This window comes from Corallincola luteus, from assembly GCF_004336975.1.
Classification (GTDB): Bacteria; Pseudomonadota; Gammaproteobacteria; order Enterobacterales; family Neiellaceae; genus Corallincola; species Corallincola holothuriorum.
The window spans coordinates 247,062-265,815 of the sequence record NZ_SJXE01000001.1; the positions used below are offsets into that span (position 1 = coordinate 247,062).

General features: G+C 48.1%; 18 protein-coding genes. 10 read left to right on the top strand and 8 right to left on the bottom strand.

Features of this window, described 5'->3' with window-relative positions:
- Positions 1-102: 102 nt before the first annotated feature.
- From EZV61_RS01085 to EZV61_RS01095, 3 genes are read left to right on the top strand one after another with little or no spacing between them, the layout of a single operon-like run.
- Entirely contained in the window at positions 103-678 is a 576-nt protein-coding gene (locus tag EZV61_RS01085) for a DUF2878 domain-containing protein (RefSeq protein WP_131414044.1), read from the top strand.
- Positions 675-1,190, top strand: a complete 516-nt coding sequence (locus EZV61_RS01090; protein WP_131414045.1) for a chalcone isomerase family protein — start codon at positions 675-677, stop codon at positions 1,188-1,190. Before EZV61_RS01085 ends, EZV61_RS01090 begins: the two co-directional genes overlap by 4 nt.
- Positions 1,190-1,783 carry a DUF3833 domain-containing protein gene (locus EZV61_RS01095; RefSeq protein ID WP_131414046.1) on the top strand — a complete coding sequence of 198 codons (594 nt, stop codon included), beginning with the start codon at positions 1,190-1,192 and terminating at the stop codon, positions 1,781-1,783. The genes EZV61_RS01090 and EZV61_RS01095 overlap by 1 nt, the downstream gene beginning before the upstream one ends.
- A 48-nt stretch (positions 1,784-1,831) precedes the next feature.
- Here EZV61_RS01095 and EZV61_RS01100 read toward each other — a convergent pair whose 3' ends face one another.
- Positions 1,832-2,431 carry a hypothetical protein gene (locus EZV61_RS01100; protein ID WP_131414047.1) on the bottom strand — a complete coding sequence of 200 codons (600 nt, stop codon included), beginning with the start codon at positions 2,429-2,431 and terminating at the stop codon, positions 1,832-1,834.
- A gap of 220 nt (positions 2,432-2,651) precedes the next feature.
- Positions 2,652-3,242, bottom strand: a complete 591-nt coding sequence (locus EZV61_RS01105; protein WP_131414048.1) for a TetR/AcrR family transcriptional regulator — start codon at positions 3,240-3,242, stop codon at positions 2,652-2,654.
- 148 nt (positions 3,243-3,390) lie between these two features.
- Between EZV61_RS01105 and EZV61_RS01110 the strand changes: the two genes are divergently transcribed.
- The 3 genes from EZV61_RS01110 (at position 3,391) to EZV61_RS01120 (ending at position 6,779) form a co-directional block, all read left to right on the top strand.
- Positions 3,391-5,439: a VIT and vWA domain-containing protein gene (locus tag EZV61_RS01110; RefSeq protein ID WP_205695292.1), complete on the top strand. Its 2,049-nt coding sequence runs from the start codon at positions 3,391-3,393 to the stop codon at positions 5,437-5,439.
- Between the two features lie 135 nt (positions 5,440-5,574).
- Positions 5,575-6,255 (top strand): esterase/lipase family protein, encoded by a 681-nt coding sequence (locus tag EZV61_RS01115; RefSeq protein ID WP_240695128.1) that lies wholly within the window; start codon positions 5,575-5,577, stop codon positions 6,253-6,255.
- Between the two features lie 179 nt (positions 6,256-6,434).
- Positions 6,435-6,779 carry a hypothetical protein gene (locus EZV61_RS01120; protein ID WP_131414050.1) on the top strand — a complete coding sequence of 115 codons (345 nt, stop codon included), beginning with the start codon at positions 6,435-6,437 and terminating at the stop codon, positions 6,777-6,779.
- An 86-nt stretch (positions 6,780-6,865) separates the two neighbouring features.
- Here the strand turns inward: EZV61_RS01120 and EZV61_RS01125 are convergent, their stop codons facing one another.
- Positions 6,866-7,957 (bottom strand): hypothetical protein, encoded by a 1,092-nt coding sequence (locus tag EZV61_RS01125; RefSeq protein ID WP_130566209.1) that lies wholly within the window; start codon positions 7,955-7,957, stop codon positions 6,866-6,868.
- 476 nt (positions 7,958-8,433) lie between these two features.
- Here EZV61_RS01125 and EZV61_RS01130 point away from each other — a divergent pair, with 476 nt between their 5' ends.
- The 3 genes from EZV61_RS01130 (at position 8,434) to EZV61_RS01140 (ending at position 11,036) form a co-directional block, all read left to right on the top strand.
- Complete coding sequence (locus EZV61_RS01130) at positions 8,434-8,985, top strand: GNAT family N-acetyltransferase (RefSeq protein WP_131414051.1); 552 nt, start codon at positions 8,434-8,436, stop codon at positions 8,983-8,985.
- Positions 8,985-9,398 (top strand): alternative ribosome rescue aminoacyl-tRNA hydrolase ArfB, encoded by a 414-nt coding sequence (arfB, locus tag EZV61_RS01135; RefSeq protein ID WP_131414052.1) that lies wholly within the window; start codon positions 8,985-8,987, stop codon positions 9,396-9,398. Before EZV61_RS01130 ends, arfB begins: the two co-directional genes overlap by 1 nt.
- 147 nt (positions 9,399-9,545) lie before the next feature.
- Positions 9,546-11,036 carry an MAC/perforin domain-containing protein gene (locus EZV61_RS01140; RefSeq protein ID WP_131414053.1) on the top strand — a complete coding sequence of 497 codons (1,491 nt, stop codon included), beginning with the start codon at positions 9,546-9,548 and terminating at the stop codon, positions 11,034-11,036.
- Positions 11,037-11,102: 66 nt separating this feature from the next.
- On the opposite strand, the gene EZV61_RS01145 is transcribed toward EZV61_RS01140, so the two are convergent.
- Positions 11,103-12,383: a glycosyltransferase gene (locus tag EZV61_RS01145; protein WP_240695129.1), complete on the bottom strand. Its 1,281-nt coding sequence runs from the start codon at positions 12,381-12,383 to the stop codon at positions 11,103-11,105.
- 206 nt (positions 12,384-12,589) lie between these two features.
- Here EZV61_RS01145 and EZV61_RS01150 point away from each other — a divergent pair, with 206 nt between their 5' ends.
- Positions 12,590-13,150 carry an NnrU family protein gene (locus EZV61_RS01150; protein ID WP_131414054.1) on the top strand — a complete coding sequence of 187 codons (561 nt, stop codon included), beginning with the start codon at positions 12,590-12,592 and terminating at the stop codon, positions 13,148-13,150.
- A 66-nt stretch (positions 13,151-13,216) separates the two neighbouring features.
- Here the strand turns inward: EZV61_RS01150 and EZV61_RS01155 are convergent, their stop codons facing one another.
- The 4 genes from EZV61_RS01155 to EZV61_RS01170 are packed head-to-tail and all read right to left on the bottom strand — an operon-like array spanning position 13,217 to position 18,657.
- Entirely contained in the window at positions 13,217-14,626 is a 1,410-nt protein-coding gene (locus EZV61_RS01155) for an MATE family efflux transporter (RefSeq protein WP_131414055.1), read from the bottom strand.
- Between the two features lie 14 nt (positions 14,627-14,640).
- The gene (locus EZV61_RS01160) at positions 14,641-16,629 is read right to left on the bottom strand and encodes an alpha-amylase family glycosyl hydrolase (RefSeq protein WP_165569494.1); all 1,989 of its coding nucleotides are present in this window, start codon (positions 16,627-16,629) and stop codon (positions 14,641-14,643) included.
- 17 nt (positions 16,630-16,646) lie between these two features.
- The gene (locus EZV61_RS01165) at positions 16,647-17,960 is read right to left on the bottom strand and encodes a class-III pyridoxal-phosphate-dependent aminotransferase (protein WP_165569495.1); all 1,314 of its coding nucleotides are present in this window, start codon (positions 17,958-17,960) and stop codon (positions 16,647-16,649) included.
- Positions 17,953-18,657 (bottom strand): phytanoyl-CoA dioxygenase family protein, encoded by a 705-nt coding sequence (locus tag EZV61_RS01170; protein WP_165569496.1) that lies wholly within the window; start codon positions 18,655-18,657, stop codon positions 17,953-17,955. Before EZV61_RS01170 ends, EZV61_RS01165 begins: the two co-directional genes overlap by 8 nt.
- Between the last annotated feature and the right edge of the window lie 97 nt (positions 18,658-18,754).

Genomic DNA, 18,754 nt, shown 5'->3' on the forward strand with positions numbered 1-18,754 from the left:
TGCAGCATTGCAGGCATAGATCTGAGCCAACGCAAAGCAAAGGGATCTTTTTGTTACCACGGTTCGTATGTATGAGTAAGGCAAACTTTAAGACGGATAATCATGGGTACGTTAGCGTCATTGACTCAAACAAGTGGCTTCAGAGTATCTGGATTGGGCGACAGACTGCTGGTTAATGTGCTGTGGTTCGATCTATTTTGGCTTACGTGTGTTGTTGGTCAATCCGCTTGGTTTCCCGCTTCCGTTGCACTACTTGCGTTACACCTTCTGTTGATCAGTGAAAAACTGGTGGAACTCAGGATATGGGCCGTATTGGGGCTGTTTGGCATTGCTGTCGACAGTGGGCTGAGTGTCGCTGGGGTATTTAAATTCGATCATGATGTCGTTATCCCTGTCTGGTTAATTTGTCTGTGGTTGGGTTTTGTTTCAACGCTGGGGCGCAGTTTAAGACCGCTGATCGCCCGCCCTTGGTTGGCGATGATGACGGGGGCGTTTTTTGGCCCACTCAGCTATTGGGGGGGTGAGAAACTGGGCGCTGTTGAATTTGGCTTTCCACTATCCACCACGCTGGTATTGCTAGGTTTTTTATGGGCAATACTGTTGCCGTTATTACTTCTATTACATGAGTTTTTATCCCGCCCGATTAAATCAACTATGCGCACTGGAGGTTCACCATGAAAGGCTTAATGCGTGTGACCAGGATCTTAGCGCTTGCGATGGTAGCCGTCGCATTGATGCTTGCTCTTCAAGCCAACGCACAGATGATGAATGTGGTTGGCGAAGCAAAATTGAAGGTGATGTTTTGGGATGTATATTACTCACGTCTATACAGCCCCAGTGGACAATACGTCGACGGTCAGCGGCCTATCAAGCTTGAGATAGAGTACTTGATGGACATAGATGCCGAAGATCTGATCAGCAGGACGAAAGAGGAGTGGAAGCACCTCGGAGTGAATCACCCCAACCAAGTGCTTTGGCTGCAAACCTTGGAAATGATGTGGCCAGATATTACAGAGAATGACCGGCTTGCGATCGTTATTGATGATGCTGGCCATAGCTTATTTTTGCTCAACAACACACCCATCGGCAGGGTCGAGGATCCTGACTTTGGTCAGCACTTTGTTGATATTTGGCTCTCCCCGAATACCAGCAGACCACAACTTCGTTTAGCCCTGTTAGGAGCCGAGTAATGGCTAATAGATTGCCAATTTTGTTGTTTACTGTGTTGTTGCTGTCAGCCTGCTCCACCGATGTTGAAGAGTATCGCGGCAGTACGCCAGCATTTCAGTTAGAAAGCTATTTTGATGGTGATCTTATTGCTTATGGCATGGTGCAAGATTACAGCAACAAATTGACCCGACGCTTCTGTGTTGAAATAAATGGTGTTTGGCAGCGCCAGGATGGCGTACTGCGCGGAACCATTGATGAGGATTTTTTCTTTGATGATGGTGAGCAGAGCAAACGGATCTGGCATCTGGTACGCCATACTGATGATCAGGGATCCCACCACTACACAGGCAATGCCGCTGATGTGGTGGGGGAGGCATCTGGAAGAGCGGAGGGCTCGGTTTTTCATTGGCAGTATGAATTGCTGGTGCCGATCAAAGATGACGATGGCAGTGTTACCGAGTACCAGATAAAGGTAGATGATTGGATGTATCTGATGGATGAGAGGCGCCTGTTTAACCGTAGCGAACTGATTAAATTTGGTCTCACTGTGGGCCAGGTAACGCTGTTTTTTGAAAAGCGACGGGGCGTTAACCGCTGTGCTATGGCGGCATAAAAAACCGCCCATGGAAAGAGCGGTTTTCTGATTGTTTAGTTACAAGTGTTATTTGCGACTGCGTGCAGTCCTTACACCGGCCAAGCCAATCAACATCAAGCCTATTGTCAACGGGGCGGGTACATCAGCCTGCGAGAGGGTGGAGAAGGTATATGTTTCACCATCATATAACGCGTTGAAACCCAAGCTTAGAGACGTAGGCGTGTAGTCGAGCGTTGCTAGATGGCTATTGTTGCCGCCCCAATCGCATGAACTTCCAGTGGAAGAGCATGTGTAACTTGTCAGGATAACCTCATCAACAGCGACTAAATCCCATAGTGAAATCATCAGCAAATCATTGCCAGAGGAAACATTCCCGTCACCGTTGCGGGTACTTTCTGTGATTGATACCGAGAAAGAGGTGTCGGCGATGTCGACACTGACACTCCAAACTTGATTGAATACGTCGGTCATGACCCCTTCAAACTCGACGCCTGCATCGACAATGGCGGGAGAGGAGAATTGGGTTGTGATTGTTTGGTTTCCTGTGCTTAAAGCACCTTCGACGCTGTCACCCATCAGTCCGGCATTTGCGCCGAACGACAGTGATGTTGCAGAGATAATAGCCGTTGTTTTTAACCAGCTTTGCAGTGTTTTAATTGAGAACATAGTACTTCCTTAGCTTCGGACTATAGGTTTTTTATTGTTGTTGTCGCTACGAAGCAGGAACTATTCCACTAAATTAACTATTAACTCATCTGTTTGAATTTATATGTTTTTTTATGAATAAAGCCTTTTTGTTTGTGTGGTTTTTTTGGTTCCCGTGTAAATAAACCCGACTCCTATTTTTGCATAACGAATCGATTGCATCCTGCTACCTAGGGCGCGGCTATGCTGGCAAATACCGTGTCAGCAGATCATCGATCAGTGCTTTACCGCTGATGGCTGGTGTCGCAAACAGCTTATCCTCCAAGGTGAGATGCACGATGCCGTGAACACAGGCCCACACCGTGCGTATTTTTAGCTGTATCTCTGTGGTTGAGGCGTCTGGATAAAGCGGCAGCATGCACTCTTCAACCAAGGCAAGCAGGCGGTCAATACGTTGTTGCTGCCAATCAGGCAAGGTTTCTCCTTCGGCTAATCGATGCTCAAACACTAAACGCCACCGATGAGGGTGCAGCTGCGCAAACGCCAGATACTGTTCTGCCATCGCCCGCAGTTTATCTTTTGCCGTCGAGGCTTGGTCCATTGCGGCGGACAAGTCACCGCTCATCTCATCCATGGTATGGCCGTTCAATGCCAACAGTAGATATGAATAACTGCCAAACAGGTTGATCAGCGTGCCGGCAGAATAGCCCACCAGTTTCGCGGCCTGACGCAAACTTAAGTCGGCAGCGGGTTGTTGTTCAAGGAAGGCTGTCACTGTGGTGAGTGTCAGTGCGCGGAGTTGCTCGGGACTGTGATCGTTTCGTCTGGCCATAATTGAACAGTGTTAAAAATAATTGACTTTGCTATCGGATTCGCTCTATCTTAATTGAACGCTGTTCAATATCAATCATTAGATGGTGTTGTAACCGCGTTTTTTAACGGACTTATTTTGAACGTTGTTCAATTAGATCGAGGATCCGATGATGAAACAATCTTTGAAGCAACTAAAACGAATAATCAGCGCGGCGGTGTTACTGCTGACAGGTATTGCCGGTGCGACACAAGCCGCAGGGTTGATGACACCGATAAACAGTGGTCAGAGCGAATTGACGCTGCAGGATCACAAAGTGAAAGTCACCATTGCTGATGGCTTTGCTACCACCACAGTGGAGCAGGTTTTTGCCAATCCCCATGCCCAGGATTTGGAAGCGATATATAGCTTTCCTGTGCCCAGTCGCGCATCCGTTGGAGAGTTCACTTACTGGATCGATGGCGCGCCAGTACACGGTGAAGTGGTTGAAAAGCAAAAGGCCCGAGATATCTATGAGCAGGAAAAGCAGCAGGGCAACCACGTTGCCTTAACTGAGCAGGAAAGCTATCAGCGTTTCGAGATCCGAGTATTTCCGGTTAAGGCGCAAAATAGCGTAAAAATACGATTGGTTTATCTGCAGCCAATAGAGGTTGACCACGGTGTTGGTCGATTTCTCTACCCACTCGAGAGCGGCGGTGTCGATGAAGCACAGAAGGCGTTTTGGAGTACTGATCCGGTAGTCAAAGGGCAGTTCTCTTTTGAGTTGGAGTTGAAAAGTGGCTTCCCGGTTGAGGCGTTGCGCTTCCCTAAGCATTCGCAGTTCCAGCTTGAACAACTTGGCCCGCAACACTGGCGTGCCCACTATGACAGTCGTGCAGAAATAGCGGAAGACGGCAGTGCCAGTCATTTCTCTCTAGATGAAGATATTTTACTGTACTGGCGTTTACAGCAAGGGTTGCCAGGTGCTGTCGAGCTGGTCAGCTACAAGCCAGATGCGAAAAGCCAGGGTACCTTTATGCTGACACTGACCCCATCAGATGACTTGCAGCCACTGAACAGCGGACGTGACTGGGTATTGATCCTCGACATGTCTGGCTCAATGAGCGGCAAATACCAAACACTGATTGAAGGCGTACGCCGTGGTTTTGAAAAATTTGGCCCTGAAGATCGGGTTCGTATTGTGCTGTTTAATAACAGCTCGGAAGATTTCAGTGGCGGCTACGTCAACGCGACACTAGCTAACTTAGATGACTTGGCGAACCGTTTAGCGGCGCGCAGTCCCGGTGGCGGCACTAACCTCATGGCCGGTCTGAAAATGGGTATCAAATCTTTGGATGCCGACCGCACTACCGGGATCTGGTTAGTCACTGATGGTGTTGCCAATGTTGGTGAAACCCAGCAGAAAAAGTTCCTTGAAGTTATCAAAGATAAAGATCTGCGTTTGTTTACCATGATTCTGGGCAATGAAGCGAATCGCCCACTGCTTGATGCGCTAGCTAAACGCAGTAACGGCTTTGCGCTGGAGGTCTCTAACGCTGACGACATCATGGGGCAATTGACCCTGGCCGCCAGTAAGGTAAATCACCAAGCATTGCATGATATCGAAGTGGAAGTGGACGGCGTAAAGGTTGGCGACTTACAGCCAGCCACCATTGGCAGTTTGTATCGCGGTCAGCAGTTGCAACTGTTTGGTCACTACTGGAAAGGCGGTGACGTGAAAGTGACGGTGAAAGCCAAACGTGGTGGTCAACCAATCTCTTACCGTACCCAATTCAAGCTGCCTGAGCAGTCAACCGAACTCCCTGAAATCGAACGTTTGTGGGCGTTTGCGCAAATTGATGAGCTGATGGCAGAACAACGTGATTTCGGTGAAGACGCCGACCGGAAAGATGCTGTGGTAGATCTGGCGAAACAGTACGGCTTAGTGACTGAATACACCTCGATGCTGGTATTAGAGGCGGATCGCTTTGCCGAACACGGGATTGAGCAAAAAAATGCTCAGCGCATTGAGACCGAGCAAAAAGCCCGTGAAACAAGAAAGTCGCAGCCGGTGGTTGATCGCCAGGTGGATAAGCAAAACCCGCAATACAACAAGCCCCGTTCAGGCTTTAGCGGTGGTGGTGGCAGCATGGGCTGGAGTGGGTTGACGTTGTTACTGCTTGTTGTCGTTGGACGTCAGTTTGCTGGTATGCGTCGCCGTATGGCTCAGGGGAGCTAATCGACAATGGTTTCATGCTGTAGATTTTTAGTGAGCACGATATTGGTGGCCCTGTTAGGAGGCGGGGCCACTGCCCTTTTCGCTGCCCAAGAACGAGCCACTCAAGTGACCAAATTTTGGCGAGAGGGAGGGGGCGTGACAGTACCTACTTCATTAAAAAAACCGGCAGATTGCGTGGTGCTACTGCATGGCCTGGGTAAATCATCATGGTCGATGTGGTGGCTACAACAGCAATTAAGCGCAGATTATCGAGTGATTAATCAGAGCTATCCATCCTTGAGTCAACCGATTGAGCAGCTATCTGAAGCAACTGTCAGCGCCGCGATCAGCCAATGCCAAGGGGATCAATATCGTCAGATCCACTTCGTCACTCATTCGATGGGAGGAATTCTGTTACGGCATTACCTGTCAGAGCATAAGATTGAAAATTTGGGACGTGTGGTGATGTTAGGGCCACCCAATCAGGGCAGTGAAGTGATCGACCATCTAGCTGATGTTCCGCGCGTCCTGGCGTTGTTAGGGCCGGCTGCAAGGCAGTTAACTACTCAAGGGGCAGGCATCACACACTCGTTAGGTGCTGTCAATTATGAGGTGGGAGTTATTGCCGGCGATCGCAGTATCAATCCATTGCTATCGCGCTGGTTGCCCGGTAGTGACGACGGTAAGGTTTCTATTGAACGAACGAAAGTGGCAGGCATGCAAGATTTCATCGTTGTCCCTGTTTCGCATCCTATGTTGATGTGGCGGCCAATGGTGGTTGAGCAAGTAAAGCATTTTCTTGCACGTGGTCAGTTCAGCGCTTTGCTAGAGGGGTAGTTCACAAACTGCTTATGTAAGTTGCTGTTTATCTATTTCTCTGATTTTTCGATGACACTAATCAATCTATCGATGGGATGGCACGTTTAACAATGCGCCTGAAGTGACATGCCACGGCAGTGCATGTCGATATCCAGAATGGAATCATCGTTAGCGATTAAGTTGTATTGGAGAGATTGATGAGTAGTTTACTAAAGCGTTGTTTTGTTAGTGGTTTCGCTCTTATGATGGTGGGTTGTAGTCAACATGCACCAGATTGTGATGATTCAGATGCGATGGATTTGGTTTTGGAGATCGTGCAGGAAGAGTTAGTCAAAGAGATTGGGAGCGAGATGGCGGCGAGTGTTGATCTTGAATTAGATGCCATTCGCACTACGGATATTAATGAGAAAACAGGTGCGCGCGAGTGTGCTTCTGAATTGCTGATAGAAGGCCCTAGTGGTGAGACAAGTGTTGATATCACATATACCAGTGAACTGACGGATGAGTCGGGTGAGTTTTATATCACGGTATATGGGTTGTAAGCTTCTTCATCTACTTCTAATGAGGTCAACGGGAAGCAACGCTCTGCTTCCCGTTGTAATTATCTAACGATCATTTCAGCAGAGAGTTACTCCGTACATGCATCTGCGACGGTTTCTGCTAGTTTCCAGGATTGTCGTACCGTCGGATCCCAAAGGCGAACTATTATCCGGGGTATCACCTTCACCAGGCAGATGAAGCCGATAAGGGCTGTCAGCCAGAAGATGCTGGCAAAATAGGCGATGGCGGTAAAAATGGCTAATAGGATCAATGCGGGAGTGGCCGCCCCAAGACGACTTTTCTCCAACTTGTGGTATTGCAACTCATTGCTTAGCAGTGGCTGAATACGTTCTAGAGCATGCGCCTTCACCGTTTGATTTAAGAACTCGACTGATTCGCTCTCTTCACCCCATTCAATGGTGAGTACATCCGAATTATGGTCACTGACCAACTCTTTAATCTCTGAAAGTGGGATACGTTTGAACTTGTCTGACTTGCTGATAGCCATCAGTTCTTCTATTGAAGCGCCGTTTTGATAGCTTGATTGTACTTTTGAGGCTTGCTTACCGTCGATGTCGAACATCACTAAATCATTGCCGTCTAAAGCGACCAGGTAGTTGTCATCGATATCTAACCAAGATGTTTCAGTGTAAAAGCCTTTGGGGAGCGCTTTCTTTGATTCTTTGACAAAGATAAAAGTCATCACCCAGTAGATGAACAGGCTGGCTGGGCCGGTATAGGGGAGAACATCAATGGTGTTGCCGATGTCATCGTTACTGGATAAATCGCTGTTCACGTTGTCAGCAGTGTCGTTGATATTTGGCGATGTAGTGGCGTACCAGACGTCAACCTGTGTATTAAGCGTCAATTGTTCGAATTCGTATGCGCTGATCTCTACCATGTTTTCGTAGCTTATTTCATCAACGTTAAACTCGTAAGTTAGGTAGTAGACAGTGCGGTGCCGTAACCGTCCTTTTAAATTTCGATACTCTTCATCTTCGGCGTCAAGTCCGGTCACGGTCGCAGCTACAACCTGATGATCGTCTGTCCAGGCCAGTTGCTGGTTATGGAACTTTTGCATAAACAGGGAGCCTGCGTAGCTGGCTGCAATGAAGATCATTAACGCAATGATCTGTACCCAACGTTTACGCTTTTGACCCGGTGATTTGTATTGAGGCATTAACTTCTCCTTTTGCCCGTAAGCTTGATTGATGCATGAATTCCGTTGCTCTATAACTGGGGCCATCTATTGTTTACGATGACAATCGTATTGCGTTGCCTAGATTGCTTCGATTGTTCTCATGCCGAAGCACGGCTGTCCCTAGCTCAAGAGTGGCTATTGCAGTGCATGCTAACGGTCGTAAGTGTTGTTATATTCCGATCAGATCAATGTTTTACTGGTTATTTACTCAGCGTTCGGGGCGCTTGTTAATTTGGTGATCATCATCTGATTTCTGAATGCATAGTCTAATTCGGTCGCGCCCGCGCTTGGCTTCGTTGCGATATGCCGGGTGAACTGCCAGTTTGGCTATACGCAATAGATTATTTCGGTCTGTAGTTATAAGAATGGTCTTAGCTCGACTCCCAATCGATAAAACGCAACAATAGCGATGTATTGCACTTTGTATGGGTTTAACGACCCCGAGATATCAATTTATGGACGTGCTCCCAAGTGAACGCCTGACATTTTCTATGATGGATGCATCCGATGCGCCACTGATGTTTGAGCTGGACCAAGATCCAGAAGTGATGCACTTCATCTCGGGCGGGAAGACAACCTCTTATGACGATGTATTGCAGGTGTTTTTGCCGCGCCTGGCCCAGTATCGTAATCCAACAAAGGGCTGGGGGCTGTGGAAAGTTGTTGAATCTGCAAGCGATGAGTTTATTGGTTGGGTACTGGTGCGGCCGATGGCGTTCTTTTCTGCCGACCGTGATGACAGCGACTTAGAGTTGGGTTGGCGCTTTAAGCGCGCTGCCTGGGGTAAGGGGTATGCCACTGAAGCGGCGAGACAGATCATGATGACAATCTCGCAGGCGACAGCTGTGACTAAGTTCAGTGCCTTAGCGGTAGAAGATAATCATGCTTCCATCAATATCATGACCAAGCTCGGCATGCGGTTCGAGAAGAAAGCTCTGCATAAAGATCCATTAGGGGATATGGACGTGGTCTATTACCGGCTGAACATGAATAAGAGCACAGATTAATGCTAGAAATTTCCAATAGTGTCACTCTCGCCGAGTGGGAGATTGAGCTGACCGCGATCCGTGCCCAAGGCGCGGGTGGCCAGAACGTCAATAAAGTCTCCAGTGCCATTCATCTGCGTTTTGATATTAAGCGTTCCACCCTGCCAGCCTTTTACAAGGAGCGCCTGCTCAACCTAAAAGACCATAGGATCACCAAAGAGGGGGTGATCGTGATTAAGGCGCAACAGTATCGAACGCAGGAGATGAATCGTGATGATGCGCTGCAGCGACTTAAAGCGTTGATCTTATCTGCGACGGTACAGCAGAAGACCCGACGTCCTACGAAGCCCACTCGTGGATCCCAACGCCGCCGTATGGATAAGAAGACGCTCCACGGTAAAACCAAGCAGCTGAGGGGTAAGGTGGATCATTGAGTATCGCTTTGTACGCCTGATTTTGGTTATAAGTTAGTCTCATTCAGTGTAACCCGTCCCCCTCTGTTAATGTCTACCACCCTATCCTTAGAGTTCAATCAATCCATTATGTACGGATGAAAATTTCTATAAAAAAGGATTTTCATAATGAATACTTTCAACAGATCAAGAGGTGTTATTCCATTTTTTTATGTTGTTTGCGCGGCCATCTCCATATGTTTTTTGAATGGTTGTCAGGATGCGTCGAAAACGCCGGCGGGATCCGTCGCCAGTAGTGATACTTCCCCTATTATTGCAACGTCTTTGGGTGCCAGTCGTACCGTCGTTGGCGCGGCTGTTTATGTGCCTGCAACACTACTGACTGAGCCTTTAGGTGAAGGTACCGCCAAGCAACTGTTTGCGTCGTTGGAAAGTGACGGTTGTGTGGTGTTCGATGAGCTGGCCAAGTCGTCAGACAGTGTTGTTCATACGTGGACTAAGTCGACCGCTTTTTACGAATATCTGAGCAGTGACACATCACTTGACGCCAGTCTGGAAGGGCCGGTGACGTTGGGCACCACAGTGAAAGTGGTTACCAAATCCAGCAATGAAAAGAATACCTCATTGCTTGGTGCGGTATTTGAATTCAATGCGTACAAACAACGTTTCGACTTGGCTGATGATTGCATTACAGGTAGGCATGGCAAAGGGAGTTTGGCAGCCGACTTTCTGGCGGACTATAAGGCCTTACCCTATCCGGTCAATAAGCCAGAAATGGGGTCTTCTTGGGAGAGTTATGACCGTTTCCTAAAAAAGTATGGATCTCACTTTGTCTCGAAATTGTTTGCTGGAGCCCGTTATCGTAGTTTTGTCACATTAAAAAGCAGTAGTGCAATAAAGGAGCGTGAGCTAGCGGTGGCCGCCTGCTTGTCTGCGGAAGGGCCTACCCAAGAGGGGCAAGCGTCAGTGAAGGGTTGCGAAGGAGTGACCCGTCAGCAGAAGCAAGCGATTAGCCTATCTGATTATCAGGTCAACTCAAAAGCGTTTGGCGGCAGTGAGGAGCTTAGACAGTTGCTTGGAGCTGGCAAAGCAGCCACACCAGAGTTGTTGGCCGAATTCGCAAAAACCGGAGAAACTCTGCAAGACGGTGTGAAATATGAATTGATGCCAATTTGGCAGCTGTTAGAAAGCCGTTTCGAACCCGGAACGAAAGAGCAGAAAATAGCGAAGTCGATGCAGGCTTATTTTGAAGGCTTTCTCTCTTTTAATTGCTCACAGTTACATGGCTGCGGTTGTGCCAAAGTGATGGATAAAAAAGATAAGGTGATGCTGCGTAAGTTCGCGTTGCTTGATAAAGCAACGGCATTATATGGTTGTCAGCGTCCGGCGATGGGCTGTCGGAATGACGATGATTGTCACTTCTACCATCCTACGACGCTTCTCACTGGGGGATATTGTCAGTGTTACGGTGATCATTGTGTGAATCGTGCATCTGACAAGATCAGTGCCGTGGTTAACTACAAGACTGCAATCAATGGGAAGGATACCGGGCCGAATAAAAGCTGCCACTTTGTCAAAAGCAAGCTTCAATGCCAGTGTCAGCGGCCAGATAGCAAGCATATGTGGGACACCCTTTGGCGAAGCGATAAGGCAAGTTAAACCCCAAGCGTTCGGCGCACCGAGTTGGTATCACTTAGCTAACTCGGTGCGGCAAATACCTGTATTTCAGTCTGAGCCGTTTTCATCGGTCAAGGCCAGCACCTTGTTCTTTGCTTCTATCCACTGTGCCATATATTGGGTGCTTTTATGGTGATGGTGTTGCAGCATGGCACCGGTGAAGTTACGCAGGCGGTGCTGGGATAAATTTGCTTGCAACTCTGTCACTGCCGCAATAACTCGCTGGCCTATCTGTTCACCATCAAAGCGCTGTTTTAATACCGACACAGCTTGTTGTTGGCACTGCTGCCAGCGTTGCTGATCGTTGTATAGCGCTACGGCTGCGTCAGCAAATGCTTCTGCTGAATGGGCGACAACGCCAGGCCATTGATCTGCTTCTGCCATCCCTTCGGCACCGATCTCTGTGGTCACACTGGGGGTGCCCCACAGCATGGCGTCGGTGAGCTTACCTTTAATGCCCGCGCCGAATCTTAGAGGCGCTAATAATATCCGACTCTGTTTTACCGCTTGCTCAGCACTCGGTGCCCAGCCTCTAACTAAGAAACCTAGCTTGGGGTTATGTAATGCGGTGGCTTTTGGTGGCGGATAAGCGCCATAGATGTGCAATTGTGCCTGTGGTAGCTGCTTACGGATCAGAGGCCAAATAGTCTCACGAAGCCAGAGCACTGCGTCCCAATTGGGCGCATGACGGAAGTTACCGATACTGATGAAATCCGTTCGTTGATCAAAGCTTGGTACTTGATTATCTAGGTTTGCCAGATCGAGCATAAAGGGGCAGTAACAAAGCTGTTGCGCTGGCACGTTGAAGTGTTGTTGTAGAAGCGCTAGCTCGAAATCCGAGATAATAAAGCTAAGGTCACAACGGTAGATACTGGCGACTTCTCGCAGGGCATAGTCGCTGGCCAGATCTTCATTTGTCATTGACCGCTCTGCTTTGTGAGCAATATGGCGAGCATGACGCAGGCTGTGCAGATCTTCGGTATCCAATAGCTTGATCGCATTCGGGCAGTGTTGGCTGATCCGCCAGCCGAACTGCTCCTCCATCATAAAGCGGTCGAACAGCACGATGTCGGGGTTAAGCTCAGCAGCAAAGCTGTCAAACGCAGAATCATTGAGTGGGATCGCCTGTACCTTAACGCCCATCGTCTGCAAATCCACCATGTGCTCGGTTAGCTGCGCAGGGCTGGCAAAACAGACCTGCCAGCCTTGGGCGAGAAACAGCTTGATGAATGAGATCATATGGCTGCCTGCCGCAGAGGAGTTTGGCTCCGGCCAGACGTAGCCGATGATCAGTACCTGAGTTGTTGCATTAGGCGGCGTTGATTTCAATGGTGTGACTTCGCTTCGGTGGAGGATAAGTTAAACCTAGAGTGTGCCTGAAACTGAACTCTGATCCAATGGAGCCGATATGAGACAGTTTTTTCGTTGATTTATATGCTGTCAGCAGGGAATGCTTGGGACTAATCATCTCGATATGCCATGCTTAAAAGACGACAATTAACTTCCGTTCCTGTCATGGGTCTAATGGAGTAACTATGACTATTCTGGCTTTTGGATTATTGCTGTTTTTTGCCGTGCATCTGGTGCCTTATCGCCCTGCTATTCGTGGTATGTTGGTGCGTCGCCTTGGCGATTCAGGCTATAAGATTGGGTTTTCTTTGCTCTCGATGAGTGGGCTGGCGCTGATTATTTATGGCAAGGCGATCGCCAATTATATCTATCTCTGGTCGCCTGTTTGGCCCGGTATTTTGCGCCATTTAACCTATGCGTTTTCCCTACTGTTTTTCATTCTGCTGATGGCAATGTTGATCCCTTGTAATCTAAGACGCCGTTTGCACCATCCTTTTCTACTCGGTATCGCCTTTTGGAGTTGGGGGCACCTGATCGTCAATGGTGATTTGGCTTCGATGCTGCTGTTTGGCAGCTTTGGTCTGTTTGCTATCTTTGCTGTGGTATCGGCACTGAAACAAGAGAAGTTATGCACTTTGCCACCGCAAGCGAACTGGCGTGACGCGCTGGTCGTTGCCTTGGGTGCACTGCTTTATGCCATCTGCGTGCGCTTCCACGGAGAGCTGTTTGGTGCTTACCTGGTATAGAACAATCGTTGCAGATAAAGACAAAGCGCCTGTAGGCGCTTTGTCTTTATCTTGATATCTGTTTGTTTAAGCCGGTTCGACGGTGGGTTTTTTCTGGTCTTTGACCAGGTTTTTCAGCCACACCAGCGTCTTAATTCGCAATGAATAGATCGGTGCTTTAATTAACGCCTCTGCGCCTAATGCGATAGCAAAGACCCACTGCACAGGGATGTGATAAATCAAACCTGCGACAGCCGTTAATGGCAGCACAATCAACCAAATCACTACCATATCGACATACAAGGTGAACTTCACGTCACCGCCGCTGCGTAGAATAGACACACAGGTCACTACGTTGAAAAGTCTGAGCCACAGCGTGGCCGCAATCACAATAAAGACGTCAGCAGCGATGGCCAATACGTTCTCGTTGACGTCACTGTATATCGATAGAATAAGATCGCTAAAGCCAACCAGTAGTAACCCATAAGCGATACAACCCAGTGTGATCAGCGTGGTCAGTACCCAGGCTTCGCGTTTGGCATCGTGGAATTCATCCGCGCCGAGGCGATTGGCGATGATGATAGAGGCGGCACTGGTAAAGCCGATAAACAGTTCAATACTGATCGCTTCGATGGGCGAGAGTAGTGTGATAGCGGCAATCGCTTCGGTGCCCATGTGGGCATAAATAATGGTGAATGAAAATACACCTAACGCCCAGATGAACTCGTTGAAAACCAGTGGTAGGCTTTGCTTCATAAAGCGGCGGATCTCATCCATTTTAAAGCTGGAAAAGAAGGTCGCCAAATTTACTCGAATGGCAGAGCCACCGATATAGACAGTGCCTAGCATGACCACACATTCAACGCATTTAGAAATGGTCGTCGCGATAGCTGCACCCTCAACCCCCAAAGCTGGCATAGAAAAGTGACCGAAGATCAATAGATAGTTGAGTGCGGTGTTGGTGACGACGGCAATAAATCCGACCACCATTGGCAGCATGCTTTGGCTATTGGCTCTGAGTACTGCAGCGAAGATAGAGACCGTGGCCATCAACATATGGAAAGGCGCGGTAATGTTGAGGAACTGGGCACCGATCGCGATAACTTCCGGGTCGTTGCTGAAGAGTCCCATGATGACGTCAGGAATAAACACTGCCGCCAAAGAGATCGGTAAAGTCACCAGTAAAGAGACCGACAAACCGAGCGACAAAACCCGCCGTACGCCTGCCATATCGCCTTTACCGACATATTGGGCAGCTAAAATACTTGCCCCCGTAGCAACGCCTGAAATCATCAAAATGACGACAAAGAAGAAACGGTTGGCTAAGCCCACTGCCGCCACTTCAGCACTGCCCAGCGAACTCACCATCAGTACATCGATAAGTGACAATGAGGATGCCAAAATCAGTTGCATTGAAATAGGCATCGCCAGAGCAAACAGCTTCTTATAGAAGCTGTTTGGCGTATTCGATAACGCGTGTTTGATGTTTGGGTACATTATTAACTTCCTGTTTAGACTGCTTTGGAATTATTGTTTTTTAGCCACAGAGATTGATAGGGGGCCAAGGTGATCCCTGTTTTACTATCAATTGCTTGCTCGTTGAGCTGGTCGACGAACTGTCCAGAGATGTCGTTAATTGCAAGATAGTGAGGGTTTATGTCCACACTGAACTCACTGAAATTTGCCATCACGGTGACAGCGGCTTTGCCTTCACCTCGGCGGTAACAAAGTACTGCACGTTGTCCCACGTTGAGCACCTTAATTGCTGCATTGGTCAGGCTTGGTTCGTTCTTTCGCACAGCAATCATTCGGCGAATGGCGTGATAGACTTGAAAGGTGGGACTGGACGGCGATTGCAATGCCTCGTCATCTTGTTGCCACAGTTTCATGGGGCGGTTGACCCAGCGACTGTCGTCTTGCTTGGCGGGAATGTGATTAAAGCTATAGTCGTTTAAGGCTGCCACTTCGTCGCCTAAGTAAATAAGCGGCAGACCGCCGACCGACATAAACACGCTATGCAACAATGCGATACGTTGGATCGCCATCGAGGTGGCACTTGGATCAGCACTTGCCAGTGCCGACTCCAAACCCGCTAAAGATGCAGTGGTGCCCGATATTCTGGCTAAATGGGTGTCTTTGTCGCGCATAAAAGGTAGGCCTTTGGCAAAGCTGTCCTCATGTTGACCGCTATAGAAAGTATCAAGAAACAGTTTGGTTGCAGCGGCATCAGCGCCAGTAAATTGGATATCAAGATCAGAGAAGACCCAAGGCACATCATCGTGACTACGTATGTAATTAATCCATGTGCAATGTTTTGGTAACGCGCTCCAGCGTTCCAGGCTTGTTCCAATAAGATCGGCGCTACCGGTGGCAAGGGCATGCCATAGCGTCGACGATAACAGTGGTCGATAAGCAAGGGTGGCAGAGTCATGATCGACGTATTCGGCGACTTCTTGGGGTTTTACAATGGCTTCTGATTTGAATTGCATGCTCGGTGCTGCTAACTTTGCTAACCCTGTAAACAAACGCACTAGCGTTTGGATCTGCGGCAAGCTTTTACAACTAGTGCCTTTTTCCTTCCATACCAAAGAGACTGCATCCAGGCGCAATACATCCACACCTACGTTGGCGAGGAACAATACATTGTCTAACATGCCTGCCAGCACGTTTGGATTGTGGTAGTTGAGGTCCCACTGGTTGAGCATGAAGGTGGTCCAAACCCAGCGATTTACCTTCGGGTTAAAGACAATGTTTTCGCCTTTGTCTGGGAAGGTCGCTTCGACATGTTGAATGATCTCATTCACTTCATTCTCATCATCAAAGAACATGTAAAAGTCTTCGAACTCTGGGAGACCTTGTTGTGCCTTCAAGGCCCACTCATGATCGTCAGCCGTGTGATTGAGAACGAAGTCCAAGACCACATCTATGCCGTTTTCATGGCATTTCTCGATGAAGACTGTCATTTCGTCCATCGTGCCGAGATCGGGACGAATGGTCTTGTAATCTGATACAGCAAAGCCGCCGTCATTAGCACCTGTCGGCACTTTAAAAGGGGGCAAAATATAGAGATAGGTGATACCGAGTGATTTGAAATAATCGATTTTTCCGATCATTCCTTGAATATCACCAGCAAAAAGGTCGATGTAACAACTCGCACCAATCATCTTATGGTCGTTGTAAAAATCTGGATCCTTAACGCGTTCGCTGTCACGCTGCGCTAGGCGAGTGGGTCGCTTATACCAGCGATCGAAAACGCTCTTTAATGTTGATATGAATACGTCTTGTGCATCTGCGCGTGGCGCATATAGCTCCGTGTAGTCTTGGGCTATTTGTTCAATCTCATTGGCGATAGCTTGCCTAAAGGTCGATACGTCACGGCCACCACAAGCGGAGTTATTGGCAAGAAAGTCATCCATGTGCGACAGCGCATTATTTGCTAATGACGTGGCAGATAAACCGATCGTCTTAGTGTCTGCCAACTTTGTTGTTACTGTATCCATGTTTATATTTCCGTTGATTACACTGAGGGGCATAGGTTTTCGCTGTCGGTGCGAACCGCGCCCTGCTGGGTCGTAAGCTCGAAAGCCGCAAACATGCGATTGAGGCCTTCATCTAGGTCGGTGGTTGATATGTTGAGTGGTGGTGCAATGCGAAAAAGATGGTCAAAGGTCATCACCTTGACGCCTTGTGCCAAACAATGGCGATGCAGCGTCAGCGCAAATCGTTTCGTTTCTTCTTCGGTGCCATGTTTAAGATTTAGCGTGGCCATTAACCCAGTCACGCGGAAATCAAAAATGTCGGGGAAAGCGCTTGCCAGTTTTTCTACATGGTCTTTCAGTTGAGTTTCCAAGTCTTTGGCATTCGCGGCCAATTGCTCCTGCTGATATATCTGGATGGTGATATACATGGCTGCTAGCGACAGTGGGTTGCCACCAAAGGTGGTGGAAGCACCGCCTTTTTCCCCAAACGGCTTGGCGTTGATGATCTCCTTGCGCCCACCAATACACATGGTGGGAAATCCGCCGCCAATCCCCTTTGCGAATGCGACCAAGTCCGGCTCTATATCATATTGTTGAAATGAGAAATCGTGCCCGAGTCGGCCAAAGCCAACGCAAATTTCATCGACGAACTGTAATACACCAAATTGCTTGCATAGCTGATTGAATTGTTTCCAAAACAGTGGCGAAGCGTTGAGATTCCCCCCAGCGCCCAGCACAGGCTCATAGATGACTGCGCCGATGTGGAGATCATTTGCAAAGTAGCTTTCGATCAGTTCAAGGCAGTGCTGCTCATATGCGTTTTTTTGCTCTGCTGGCAGGCCAAACTTGTCGGGGAAAGGCAGTCGGGTGATATCGCAATCTGACTCCCCAGGAAATTGCCAGCCAAACAGCTGTCGTGAACCGAGTGTTTTGCCATGATATGCCCCTGCAAAAGAGACGATCTTAGCGCGTTCAGGTGGAAGATATGAATGAAGCGCACGCAGTCCTGCCTCAATGGTCTCGCTACCACCGGTATAGAACTGAAAGGTGTCTATATGTTCCGGTGTCATTTCATTAAGCAACCGCAGTAGCTTGATGCGAAGCGGAGTGGAGTAATCGTGGATATTCCACAACTCAGCGATTCGCTCTTGCATGAATTTGACAGCTATCGGGTGGGCATGGCCGATTGAATTTGTGAATGTACCCGCACAAAAATCGATGTAGTCGTTGTTGTCTGCATCAAAAAGACGAGCGCCTTTGCCATGGGTGAACTGATAAGGAGCCGCTGCAAATCCCGGTGTGACACCACTTGCTAATAGTTCAAATTCCTCTACGGATGCTTGATTACGCAAAATCTAAATCCTTTTTTTCAGCGTAGTCATAACTACCTGTTCTATATCTTCCTATATCAAGTGCTTTAGTGCCGATAAGCTCTTTAGATATATATCGAGTACAAAAAGAGACGCGATCTTGTTCTGACAAATTTGGGCTAACCGCATGAAAGGTTAAGCCGTCAACAATAATTAGATCGCCGGCCTTGGGAAAGATAGTAATCTCGCCTTCTAGGTAATCATGGCTTCCTCCCTGAGAAAGAGGACCTGCGGTATGACTTTTAGGTACAACCCGGAGCCCACCAATAGATTCATTACTGTCATGGGGGTAGAAAAGAAAATTATAGAAGTTTCCAGGCTCAGCTGATGAATCGATATCTTGATGCCATGGGATACTATGATTCAGTCCAGATTTATTATGTTGAATGAGTGTCATATGAAAATCAGAGGGACCAATAATTTGGTTTGATACTTTGGAAAGGCTTTCAGAAAACTTTCTTAAGATCTCATTATTTAGGTGAGGATTATCGAAAGTGAAATTGATCGCCTGATGGAGCTTGTAGAATTCTGGCGTATTGTAAGCACGCAGAGATTCTTGAAAAACAACCTCCCTAATGGCCTCATATATCTCTAGAGTAGTATCACTATCCATATATCTGGGTATATGTAGGTATCCCTGTTCACGGATGAAGTTGTATGCTTCATTTCCCAATGGCATTTTCATTCCCTTGATGAGTTGAGATTAAATTAGGAGGTGGATATTCAGCCTGAATTTGATCTAAGTCAATATATTTAAGCTCCGACCACTTCATTAG